At 38.2% G+C, this 11,531-nt stretch carries 11 protein-coding genes; 1 reads left to right on the forward strand and 10 read right to left on the reverse strand.

From position 1 onward, the window contains the following. Position 1 precedes the first annotated feature (1 nt). From mutT to secM, 4 genes are all read right to left on the reverse strand, one after another. The gene (gene mutT / locus O1Q79_RS06590) at positions 2-412 is read right to left on the reverse strand and encodes an 8-oxo-dGTP diphosphatase MutT (RefSeq protein ID WP_386691085.1); all 411 of its coding nucleotides are present in this window, start codon (positions 410-412) and stop codon (positions 2-4) included. Then, positions 405-1,928: a glycosyltransferase family 9 protein gene (locus tag O1Q79_RS06595; protein ID WP_386691088.1), complete on the reverse strand. Its 1,524-nt coding sequence runs from the start codon at positions 1,926-1,928 to the stop codon at positions 405-407. The genes mutT and O1Q79_RS06595 overlap by 8 nt, the downstream gene beginning before the upstream one ends. A gap of 13 nt (positions 1,929-1,941) precedes the next feature. Then, positions 1,942-4,650, reverse strand: a complete 2,709-nt coding sequence (secA, locus tag O1Q79_RS06600; protein ID WP_386691091.1) for a preprotein translocase subunit SecA — start codon at positions 4,648-4,650, stop codon at positions 1,942-1,944. A 75-nt stretch (positions 4,651-4,725) separates the two neighbouring features. Further along, entirely contained in the window at positions 4,726-5,028 is a 303-nt protein-coding gene (secM, locus tag O1Q79_RS06605; RefSeq protein WP_386687334.1) for a secA translation cis-regulator SecM, read from the reverse strand. 94 nt (positions 5,029-5,122) lie between these two features. Between secM and O1Q79_RS06610 the strand changes: the two genes are divergently transcribed. Beyond that, positions 5,123-5,443 (forward strand): DciA family protein, encoded by a 321-nt coding sequence (locus O1Q79_RS06610; RefSeq protein WP_386691094.1) that lies wholly within the window; start codon positions 5,123-5,125, stop codon positions 5,441-5,443. 36 nt (positions 5,444-5,479) lie between these two features. Here O1Q79_RS06610 and O1Q79_RS06615 read toward each other — a convergent pair whose 3' ends face one another. From O1Q79_RS06615 to fadR, 6 genes are all read right to left on the reverse strand, one after another. Then, complete coding sequence (locus O1Q79_RS06615) at positions 5,480-6,967, reverse strand: nicotinate phosphoribosyltransferase (RefSeq protein WP_386691097.1); 1,488 nt, start codon at positions 6,965-6,967, stop codon at positions 5,480-5,482. A gap of 114 nt (positions 6,968-7,081) precedes the next feature. Next, complete coding sequence (locus O1Q79_RS06620) at positions 7,082-7,939, reverse strand: Dam family site-specific DNA-(adenine-N6)-methyltransferase (RefSeq protein ID WP_386691100.1); 858 nt, start codon at positions 7,937-7,939, stop codon at positions 7,082-7,084. Between the two features lie 17 nt (positions 7,940-7,956). Next, a complete protein-coding gene (gene aroB, locus O1Q79_RS06625; RefSeq protein ID WP_386691102.1) occupies positions 7,957-9,045 on the reverse strand; it encodes a 3-dehydroquinate synthase in 1,089 nt (362 codons plus the stop codon). A 33-nt stretch (positions 9,046-9,078) separates the two neighbouring features. Next, complete coding sequence (gene aroK, locus O1Q79_RS06630) at positions 9,079-9,606, reverse strand: shikimate kinase AroK (protein WP_386691104.1); 528 nt, start codon at positions 9,604-9,606, stop codon at positions 9,079-9,081. A 198-nt stretch (positions 9,607-9,804) separates the two neighbouring features. Continuing rightward, positions 9,805-10,698 carry a site-specific tyrosine recombinase XerD gene (gene xerD, locus O1Q79_RS06635; RefSeq protein WP_386691107.1) on the reverse strand — a complete coding sequence of 298 codons (894 nt, stop codon included), beginning with the start codon at positions 10,696-10,698 and terminating at the stop codon, positions 9,805-9,807. Positions 10,699-10,711: 13 nt separating this feature from the next. Next, entirely contained in the window at positions 10,712-11,437 is a 726-nt protein-coding gene (gene fadR / locus O1Q79_RS06640; RefSeq protein ID WP_386691110.1) for a fatty acid metabolism transcriptional regulator FadR, read from the reverse strand. Positions 11,438-11,531: the final 94 nt, after the last annotated feature.

The following is an 11,531-nucleotide window of genomic DNA, read 5'->3' on the forward strand; positions in this document are numbered from 1 at the left end:
TTTAATTTACTGATTCACTTTCCGCTTTTAAACGAGCAATCAGCTTTGCATTCGCTGGTGGAAATAATCCCGCATCAAGATCATTTTGTGCAAGCCAAAACCCCTCTTGTCCTTCACGTCCAAAAGGCTCACCTACCCACTCTTCCACTAAGTAGAAATAGAAGCTAATAATCTTAGTCGGATACTCAAATAAAAATTGCTCAAAAAGCACCGCACTTAGCACATGCAAACCGATTTCTTCTTCAATTTCACGTTTCAAGGCTTGCTCTGGTGTTTCGCCTTTATCGACTTTGCCCCCTGGAAACTCAAGAGATTGAGCAAAATCTTGCCCCTCAAGTCGTTGTGTTAGATAAATTTGTCCAAATTCATTACGAATAATACCTGCTGCAACCTGCACTAATGGTTTAGGCATAATTAGATTCCTGTATTTTGGCGGATAACTGTTGATAAACTTGCTCAAGCACAGAGTCCCATTGTAAATCCATGCGTTGACGAAATAAGCGTACACTTCGATACCAAGGGCTATCTTCTCGATCAATAAGCCAACGAAAATCAGGATGATAAGTTAATAAAATCCAAGTTGGCTTTCCCATTGCTCCAGCTAAATGAGCTACTGCGGTATCAACACTGATAATTAAATCTAGCTGACTAACCAAACCAGCCGTATCTGAAAAACTATCTAAATGCTTATGCCATAGATAAAGATTATCAATTTTTAAGGCTAATTCAAGATCTTGTTGGTTAATTTCTTTTTGTAAACAATGAAATTGAGCATTTAACTCGAATAAAGGCATAAGTTGGCTCAAAGCTAAACTCCGAAAATGATTACGCTCGTGTCCTGCCGAACCAGACCACACAATCCCAATTTTCAATATATTAGTTGCTGGTAATTTCTGCTGCCACCTAGCAGTTGCATCATCTTCTGCCTGCAAATAAGCGGTAGTACAAGGAATAGTATCCAGCTCAGTAGCAAAATAATAAGGCAAACTCATCATTGGTACATAATAACTTAATCCATTGATAGTTTGTCCATTATTTGAAGTGGTAATACCATAACGAGCCAAATTGGTATTAATTAATTTCTCAACAGGAAGATGATTAACCACAACGATATTTAATCCTTTCTGTTTAGCTAAAATAGCATAACGTACAAATTGGATATTATCACCTAGCCCTTGTTCGGCATAAATCAATAATTTAGCTTGTCCAATATTTTCACCTTGCCAACGAGTTAAATTCCAATCAGGCTGCTTAAAAGTATCAATATCTACTTTCCAACGCCATTCATAGGCTTGCCAACCTTCCTTATAATGTCCCAATATGTTGAGAATAAAGGCTTTGTTACACCAAGCAAGAGCAAAATCAGGCTTTAAAGATAAACTTTTTTCTGCATCTCTTAAAGCTAAATCATATAGACCAAGATTTTTTAATTGTTCGGAACGCTGGTGATAGGCTTCTGGGATATTTGGATAAGATAAAATAAAACGATCATAATTGCTGACGACTTCCACCATTTCAGTTAAACTTTCAGCATATTTTTGCATTAAACGAATGTAAGAATATTGATAATCAGGATTATGTTTTCGTTGGTCTTCATTTTGCAAATCAAATGCCTTTTTATAATAGCAAAAGGCTTGTTTATGTTGCCCTGTTTTTTCAAAATATTTTCCTTTGAGATAAAACAGCTCTGGTGTTGGCGTATATTTTTCCGCATTTTGCAAAACCACATACATTTGCTCAATATTATCATTCGCACAATAGAATTTTGCTAACAAAATCCATAACAAGGCTTGCTGATTATCGCTTAATGTTTCATTTCGCAAAGGGAAATCGCACAAGAATTGTAATAATTCTTGTGCTTGTTGAAGTGCATTTGCTTGCAGATATTGCTCAATCAGAGCAACATTCTGCTCAAAAGTTGTGGTCATTTTATATTAGAAATTAAGCGTGGCTAGCCCGATTACCATGACAATGTTTATATTTCTTGCCCGAACCACAAGGACAAGGTTCATTACGACCGATTTTGCGTTCGCTTTCAGCCATAGCAACCTGCTCGTTCACTTCTTCAGTTGCTCCGTTGTATTCTCTCGCTTCGGCTTGACGCTCTGCCATTTGTTGTTGCTGTTGTTGAGCTTGCTCTACTTCTTCAGCAGAACGTACTTGTACACGGCTTAAGGTTTTCACTACACTCATTTTCAACGCATCTAGCATTTCAGTAAACATGGCAAAAGATTCTTTTTTATACTCTTGTTTTGGATCTTTTTGTGCATAACTACGTAAATGAATACCTTGACGTAAACGATCCATGGCGGCTAAATGTTCTTTCCAAAGTTCATCAAGAGTTTGTAACATGATGCCTTTTTCAAAATTACGCATGGTTTCTTCGCCCACCATCTGCTCTTTACGTTGATATTCATTCACCGCAGATTCCACCACTCTTTCACGCAGAGTATCTTCATTAAATTGATTATCTTCTTCTAACCATTGTTGAATCGGTAAATCCAAGGCAAAGTCTTGACGTAAACGTGTTTCTAGGGCTGGAATATCCCATTGTTCTTCCAAAGATTGCGGTGGAACATATTCATCAATCACAGCGTTAAACACATCAGATCGAATCGCAGCAATGGCTTCGGATACATCTCCGTTATCTAATAGCTCATTACGTTGAGCATAAATTGCATGACGTTGATCGTTCGCTACATCATCATATTGCAATAGGTTTTTACGTCCATCAAAGTTATAGGCTTCTACTTTCGCTTGAGCCGATGCAATGACTTTCGCCAATAATTTCGATTCCATAGCTTCGCCTTGTGTACTAAAGGCTTTACGCATCATATTCAATTTACCTTCATTTAAATAAATCCGCATTAACGCATCATCTAATGATAGGTAAAAACGAGATGAACCTGGGTCACCTTGACGACCTGAACGACCACGCAACTGGTTGTCAATACGGCGTGATTCATGGCGTTCTGTACCAATAATATGTAACCCCCCCGCTTGCATCACAATATCATGACGTTGTTGCCAAGCTGATTTAATGGCTTCAATCTGTTCTGGAGTTGGATTTTCTAATTTATCAATTTCCGCTTTCCAGTTACCGCCTAACACGATATCCGTACCACGCCCAGCCATGTTTGTCGCTATGGTAACAGCCCCTGGATAACCTGCGTTTGCCACAATTTCCGCTTCTTGAGCATGGAATTTGGCATTTAACACATTATGCGGAATACCTGCTTTTTTCAGTTCTTTTGATAGCAATTCAGATTTCTCAATAGACACAGTTCCCACCAAAACAGGCTGTTGACGTGCCACACAATCTTTGATGTCTTCAATAATCGCATCAAATTTATATTGCTCAGTTTCAAACATCACATCAGTACGGTCATCACGGATCATTGGGCGATTTGTCGGGATTACCACGGTTTCCAAGCCATAAATTTGTTGAAATTCAAAGGCTTCTGTATCTGCTGTCCCCGTCATACCCGCCAATTTTTCGTATAAACGGAAATAGTTTTGGTAGGTAATGGAAGCAACAGTTTGGTTTTCCCCTTGAATTTTCACACCCTCTTTGGCTTCAATCGCTTGATGCAAACCGTCAGACCAACGGCGACCTGCCATAGTCCGCCCCGTGTGTTCGTCCACGATCACAATTTCACCATCTTTCACCACATAATCCACGTCTTTTTGGAATAAGGTATGCGCGCGTAATGCGGCATTAATATGATGTACTAAACCTAAACGTTGTGGCGAATACAGGCTCTCATTTTCGCCCATTAAACCTTGCTCAATCAGCCATTGCTCACATTTTTCTTGACCCCGTTCGGTCATATTCACTTGCTTGTGTTTCAAGTCTAAGGAATAATCCCCTTCGCCTTGAAATTCATCACTATCTTCTTTCTCTTGTTCAATCAGAATTGGAGCTAATTTATTGATAGCAATATATAATTCAGAACTATCTTCGGCTGGACCTGAAATAATTAACGGTGTACGTGCTTCATCAATTAAAATGGAATCCACTTCATCGACTAAGGCATAATGTAATGGACGTTGAAAACGTTCTGCTGCTGAATGTGCCAAATTATCTCGCAAATAGTCAAAGCCCAATTCACTGTTAGTGGCATAAGTAATATCCGCTTGATAGGCTTCACGTTTTACTTCTGGTGGCAAGCCTGGCACATTGACCGCAACGGTCATACCTAAAAATTCAAATAATGGACGGTTAGTTTCTGCATCACGGCGAGCCAAATAATCGTTCACCGTTACCACATGCACGCCTTTACCAGTTAACGCATTGAGATAGCAAGGTAAGGTGGCGGTTAAGGTTTTCCCTTCCCCCGTACGCATTTCCGCAATATTACGATCAGTTAACACCATACCGCCCACTAATTGCACATCAAACGGACGCATACCAAGGGTTCGTTTACAGGCTTCTCGCACCGTAGCAAAGGCTTCGGGTAATAATTGTTCTAGGGTTTCGCCTTGGCTCAAACGTTGACGAAACTCGGCAGTTTTTGACCGCAGTTCATCATCACTCAAGGCTTCAAAGGCAGGTTCTAACGCATTGATTTTTTTAACTTGTTTATTTAAACGGCGTAATACACGCTCATTTCGACTACCAAAAATTTTGGTCGCAATAGTACTTAACATAATTCTGTTTCTCTTAATAAAAAATATTGAGCCTTTGTTTATATCAAAAGCGGGAAAATAAAGATAAATCAAAAATTATGCGAAAGGGCTACCACGAATAGGGGCATATTCGGCAAAAACCTTTGCCACAAAGTGCGGTGTAAATTTAACAAATTTTTTCGAAATCACAGCAGGTTGTGCAGGATAAGTGAGAGATAGATTTTGCTGTTTAATTTGATAAATCGCACGCAACACTTGCTGTTGATTAGATTGATTTTGATATTCTTGCGGATACTCGTTTATGCGATCCGTCACCTGAACATCAGGCAAAGCAAAAATCGCAATCATACTAACCAGTAATTGCGACCAAAAATTGTGCTTACCCTTTGTTAAAATCATTATTCTCTGTTATCTCATAAAAAATTAGTCGAATTATACCGAAAATCCGTTAGAATGTCGTTAAATATATGGGTGATTGACGAGAAAACAAGCTATGACACAAAAACGCTATCAAAAAGCCGTAAATATCAAGGATCTATTAAATACCTCCGAGCTTGCCAAAATAATGAAAAAAGGCTTATTTATTAATGAATTAAATCAAAAGATAGAAAAACTCTTCCCCCCCCAGTTCAAGGGATTGTATCGTCTGGCAAATTTCACTGAAAATAGTCTAAATATTGAAGTTACCAACGCAATGGTGCGACAAGGTTTGTTGTTTCATCAAAATGAATTGCTACAGTATGTTCAGCAAGATATGCCAGAAATTACGCAATTAAAATTTACTATCAATCCTGAGTTAAACAAAACAAACTAAAGTGCGATATTTCACACCGCACTTTGCTCCACTCATTTACTCATCAAACATCGTATGCTGACGAATTTGGTCAAAATCAGTATGATTATTTAATTTACCGTTTTCGAAAATAAGCTGTAATTTATCATCGCTAAAATCACTTTCTGCGGTTAAACCATCAATATAATGATCTAAATCCAGCACTTTAACGCGTCCCCGTTGGGATTTTTTCAAGCCATTATCCGTTTTGGGGGCTTTAAAAATCGCTTTTTCTACACCATTAATGGTAATTGAAGTGGCTTTTACTGCAAAACCTAAGGTATCTCTGGTGTTACTTTGGTAAGTGCGAGAACCGACACCGAATACAATATTACTCGAAGCAAAACCCTTTTCTTTCAATCCATTAAGAATATTCACCATTTTCTCAAAGTTTACGCCGTCACCATAAATCACGCCGATATGCGGATCTAAAACTTTATAGCCTTTACTATTCAGCGTACCACCGAAAATATCCCATAGGCTTTCTACTAGCCCTTTGCGTTCTACCTCGGTTTCAGCTTGTAAATTGCCACATAAAATATCCATGGCATCACCACTATCAGGGCGGATCACAACACGAGCGTGTTCAGGGCGAGCCATTATTTCATCTTTCAGAATAGGTAAATTTACCGCAATGTTATGCCAAAAATCTGTGGTATCTGCCACGATAGACAGCATATTATTGGGAAATTTTGCCATTAAATAACGAAAAGTTGGCAATTCATCTACACCGTGGGAACTCATCACTGAATGTTCACTGGCGGGAATAGATGTACCAACTAATGCTTGACTACCATAATAATAATCTACATAGGAAATGGCTGGAATAGTGTCTGTACCTAAAAACGCAGTTAAATGTCCTGCTCCTGATGTTTCGGCACTTTCCAAGGAACTCATGCCTCGCATAGAAAAATCATGGGATTGAAAAGCAATATGAGCGTTGTTATCACAGGTTTGTTTGGCATATTGCAATAAGGTTTTTCGATAAACTCTCGCAATTGAAGCGGAGGTAATTGGTTGCCATAAGGATACATTAATCAAGGTTTCCACATAGTTTGTCAACCAGAAAAAATCTTTATGGGTATTTTCAATCGTCATCATCGGCACTCGCATTGCTACGGAAAGCCCCTCGGGAATAGCTTTAATGCGTAATGGTAAATAACCTAGATCATGTAATTGAGCAATATGTTCGCCTGTGGTTTGAATGGCTAAAGTGCGGTGAATAAATTCAATATATTCGTCAACTACCTGCTGTTTTGGACGAGCAAAAAAGTTTTGGTTAAAATAATTTATCAGATATTTAACAATAAATGCTTGAAAACCAAAGGAAACTGCTCTATCCAAATGTGGAGCTAAGTGATTGCTGCGAGGTGTAAAAGTGCTATAAATAATTTCAGAGTGTTCAGGATATTGTTCACGATGTGATACTTTATAAAAATCGCAAAGTAACATAGGTATCGCAGTGGCTGGTTGTAAATAGGGTGCTGGATATTGGTTATGTATCATAAAACTCTCCTTAAGTATCGTCTTACAATACAAATTGTATCAAATTTAGCCACAATAGGAAATATATATTACAAATTTACACTAATAATACATAAACTAAATATTTTGTAATATTTATTTTACCTTAAAAAAAGCAATAATTTCCCCAACTTTCACTCGACTAGCAGATTGATGACTGATAGAACGTTGAACGCGAATTTTCCGTAAACTTGCTCCTTTATAAATTTGTCGGATAAATTTAGTATCATGATTAGAAATCAGTACGGGGATATTTCGCTCTGTTTGGGTTTGTTTAGCTAAATCCGCTAACGCTTGTTGATGTACTACACTAAAATCATTGCCTGAATACTGGGTGAAATTACTCGTTTGTACTAAAGGGGCATAAGGCGGATCACAATAGATCACTGAATTTTCGTCAGCCAAAGCAAAGGTTTGTTGAAAATCTCCGCAAATAAACACCGCACTTTTTGCTTTCTCAGCAAAATAACGCATTTCTTGTTCGGGGAAATAGTGATTTTTATACGAACCAAAGGGGACATTAAATTCATTTCTAGCATTGTAACGGCATAAGCCGTTAAAGCCAAAACGGTTTAAATAAACAAATAATACAGAGCGTAAGAAAGGATCGGTCGATTGATTAAATTCATCACGCCGTGCGTAATAATAGTTGGCAGTGTTAGCATCTGGGTGAAAAAAAATCGGTTTTAGGCTATCTATGTAGTTTTCAACATCAGCTTTAATGGTATTGAACAGGTTAATTAGATCTGGATTAATATCCGCTAAAATATAACGCTCAAATTGGCTATTCAGAAACACCGATCCAGCCCCGACAAAAGGCTCAATAAGACATTGTTTACGTTTTGGTAGCAAGCGATTAATATCATCGGTTAAGCGGTATTTTCCTCCCGCCCATTTTAAAAAGGAACGATATTTTTTGACCTCTTTAACTGATTTTTTCGCCTGTTTTGCCATATTTATAGGAAAAAAGATTAATTGGTTTGAGTACAAGCAGAAATTGCAGCCAACACCAAAGATTTATCGGTGTCTGTCGCTACATAGGCTTGTCCTAAAGTTTTTAATAATACAAGGCGAAGTTTGCCAGCTAACACTTTTTTATCACGCATCATGTGAGGTAAATAATCTTCTGGCTGCATTGTGTCAGGGCTAACAGTGGGTAAATTAGCTCGAGCTAATAATTTTTCTAAACGCCCTACCTCAGTTTTGCTGATATGACCTAGTTGCTCGGATAAGGCAGCAGCCATCATCATTCCTGCGGCAATCGCTTCACCATGTAACCAATTACCATAGCCTAAATGGGTTTCAATGGCATGCCCGAATGTATGTCCCAGATTTAATAAGGCACGGTCACCTTTTTCTGTTTCATCACGAGCCACAACATCGGCTTTGATTTGACAACAGCGAGCTATACAATATTGCAATTCATCTTGTTTTAATGCTACTAGCTGATCAATGTGTTGTTCCAACCAATCAAAAAACGCTAAATCTAAAATTGCCCCGTATTTAATGACTTCCGCCAAACCCGCATTAACTTCTCGTTTTGGCAACGTATTTAGGGTTAAAGTATCAATAATCACGGTGATCGGTTGATAAAATGCTCCGATCATATTTTTACCTAACGGGTGATTGACTGCTGTTTTTCCTCCCACGGAAGAATCAACTTGAGCCAATAAGGTAGTAGGAATTTGAATAAATTTAATACCACGTTGATAGCTTGCTGCCGCATAACCAGCTACATCACCGATGACACCGCCTCCTAAGGCAATGAGCGTAGTATCACGTCCATGATTTTGTTTTAAAAGTACGGTGAAAATTAAATCTAAAGATTGTAAAGTTTTGTATTTTTCACCGTCAGGCAATAATACTGAACTCACGTTACAACCGATTTTTTCTAGGGTTTGCGTAACTGTCGCTAAATATAAAGGTGCAATAGTTTCATTGCTGACGATCATTACTTTATCACCTGATTTTAACGGATAAACGGTAGGATCTTTTAGCAAATTCTCGCCAATGTAAATTGGATAACGGCGTTCTTTTAATTCAACATTGACAGTTAACATATTGCACCTTCTTAGATCGTGTTAAAGAATAATTTAATTGTGGAAATTATCAATCAAATCAATAATCTGATTCGCCATTAACTTGGCACTTTGTTCATCTGTCGGTAACACAATATCGGCTACCTCTTCGTATAATGGATTACGTACTTTAGCTAACTCTTCTAAAACTTGACGAACGTCATCTACGCCCTGTAATAATGGACGCTTTTTATCCCGTTGAGTACGTTCATATTGCTTATCGACGGTAGTTTTTAAATAAATCACGATACCGCGCGCCGATAAGTAATTACGAGTCTCTTTCGACAGCACCGCACCGCCACCTGTGGAAAGTACAAGACCTTGACGTTGGGTTAATTCGCTAATAATGCGTTCTTCACGCTTACGAAAACCGGCTTCGCCTTCAATATCAAAAATCCAACCAATATCCGCCCCAGCACGCGTTTCAATTTCATTATCGGAATCAACAAATTCCATGCTTAGTTGCTGAGCCAACTGGCGACCAATAGTGCTCTTTCCCGCGCCCATAGGCCCAACTAAAAAAATATTACGTTTTTCTGCCATTGTTATTATCTTTTCATTATTATTAAAGTAAAAAATTGATCCAATATCGTAAAAATTTCTCAACGATAAAAAAAGGATCGCCAAAACTGTGGAATTATCTCAATAAATGCCCTAGGTTTTCAACCTTAAATGGAAATTTATTTTCATCATCCCACTAAATAACGTCTATAGACGCTCCATATTTCCCTGCGTTGCCACTTATCCCCTTGGATGAAATTTTTCATGTAAACGTTTTAACCGTTCTTTCGCTACATGGGTATAAATCTGTGTGGTGGATAAATCACTATGTCCGAGCAACATTTGTACCACGCGAAGATCTGCACCATGATTAACTAAATGGGTGGCAAAAGCGTGGCGTAAAACGTGCGGCGATAGACTTTCCGTATTAATTTCCGCTAAAACTGCATAATGTTTAATTCGGTGCCAAAAGGTCTGTCGAGTCATTTGTACTGCACGTTTACTCGGAAATACTACGTCTGAACTTTGTCCATTCAGCAACATAGGGCGACCATATAACACAAATTGATTCACCCAGTAAGCGGCTTCTTCACCCATGGGAACAATACGCTCTTTGTTGCCTTTACCAATCACACGTACTACACCTTGCTGCAAACTAATGCTATCCATGGTCAGAGAAACTAATTCAGTCACGCGTAAACCGGTAGCATACAACAGTTCCAACATGGCTTTATCACGTAATTCAAGCGGTTCATCGGTGCAAGGACATTCGAGTAAATTGCCTACCTGTTCTTCGCTTAAATATTTCGGTAAACGGCTGGGTAATTTAGGCGAACTTAATACCGCACTTGGGTCATCTTGGCGATATTGTTCACGATATAAATATTGAAATAATTTCCGCATCGCACTGAGTAAGCGTGCTGTACTGGTGGCCTTATAGCCTTTTTCGATACGCTCACCAAGAAATTGTTGTAAATGAATCGAATCCAACTCAATCAAACTCAAGGTGTGTTGCGATGACCAGTCCGAAAGCGTGGTAAGATCAAGACGATAAGATTGAATCGTATTATCCGACAAGCCTTTTTCTAACCAAAGTTCATTTAAAAATAATTCAATAAGTGCGGTGTCTTTCATGGGTTATTTTTAATTACAAACCAAAATCTTCGGGTAAATTCTTTAAAATATCTAACCAAATTACCGAACTTCGTTCACGATGTAATGCCATGCAAGCAGCCACTTGTTCACTGTCTTTCATCTTGCAGGCTTGTTGTAACGACATATAGAAGGTTAACGCTATTTGGCGAGACACGGGATTACAAAAAAATAAATGTGCCACTTGATGATACATTTGCTTAAAGCTGTTTAAAATTAATCCATAAACCGGTTTATTTGCAATAAAAGTAAATTGACGGAATAAGTAATAATCAAATTCTGCATAAGATTGCGCTTTATCTTCAAGTGCGGTTAAACTTTCGAATAATTTCAAGGAATCATCTGGATTCATTCTAACCGCTTCAGGAATATAATATTCCGCCATTTTAGTTCGTAATGATACGACATTAGCAATAATTGTTGGCATTACGCCACGATCGAGCTGAATAATTTTACTGATAATATTCGGCCCACCGGTTTCCCAAATATTATTCACCCGAGTTGGTTTGCCATGTTGAATACTTAGCCAACCTTCACGGGCTAAACGTTGTAATACTTCACGTAAAGTAGTACGAGTTACCCCGATTTTATCCGCCAATTCACGTTCCGCGGGTAAATCTGAACCGGCTGGGAAACGATTATCCCAAATGCTTTGCACAATATATTCTTCGGCTAAAGCAGCAGGGCTTTGTGCTTTTAATAATGGTTGTTGATTCGTCATATTTGGCTACTTTTATTTAATATAGATCAAAAAAACTTATAAAAAGAGTGAAGGTACTAGCAATTTTTTCATTTACAGGTAAAAATAGTAACCT

The organism is Lonepinella sp. MS14434 (assembly GCF_042468235.1).
Lineage (GTDB): Bacteria > Pseudomonadota > Gammaproteobacteria > Enterobacterales > Pasteurellaceae > Lonepinella.

Excerpts from the sequence above, each read along its gene's own strand:
- fadR (WP_386691110.1), bottom strand. The coding sequence starts at position 11,437 with ATGACGAATCAACAACCATTATTAAAAGCACAAAGCCCTGCTGCTTTA.
- O1Q79_RS06595 (WP_386691088.1), bottom strand. The coding sequence starts at position 1,928 with ATGACCACAACTTTTGAGCAGAATGTTGCTCTGATTGAGCAATATCTG.
- aroB (WP_386691102.1), bottom strand. The coding sequence starts at position 9,045 with ATGTTAACTGTCAATGTTGAATTAAAAGAACGCCGTTATCCAATTTAC.
- secA (WP_386691091.1), bottom strand. The coding sequence starts at position 4,650 with ATGTTAAGTACTATTGCGACCAAAATTTTTGGTAGTCGAAATGAGCGT.
- O1Q79_RS06610 (WP_386691094.1), top strand. The coding sequence starts at position 5,123 with ATGACACAAAAACGCTATCAAAAAGCCGTAAATATCAAGGATCTATTA.
- aroK (WP_386691104.1), bottom strand. The coding sequence starts at position 9,606 with ATGGCAGAAAAACGTAATATTTTTTTAGTTGGGCCTATGGGCGCGGGA.
- O1Q79_RS06620 (WP_386691100.1), bottom strand. The coding sequence starts at position 7,939 with ATGGCAAAACAGGCGAAAAAATCAGTTAAAGAGGTCAAAAAATATCGT.
- mutT (WP_386691085.1), bottom strand. The coding sequence starts at position 412 with ATGCCTAAACCATTAGTGCAGGTTGCAGCAGGTATTATTCGTAATGAA.
- xerD (WP_386691107.1), bottom strand. The coding sequence starts at position 10,698 with ATGAAAGACACCGCACTTATTGAATTATTTTTAAATGAACTTTGGTTA.
- secM (WP_386687334.1), bottom strand. The coding sequence starts at position 5,028 with ATGATTTTAACAAAGGGTAAGCACAATTTTTGGTCGCAATTACTGGTT.
- O1Q79_RS06615 (WP_386691097.1), bottom strand. The coding sequence starts at position 6,967 with ATGATACATAACCAATATCCAGCACCCTATTTACAACCAGCCACTGCG.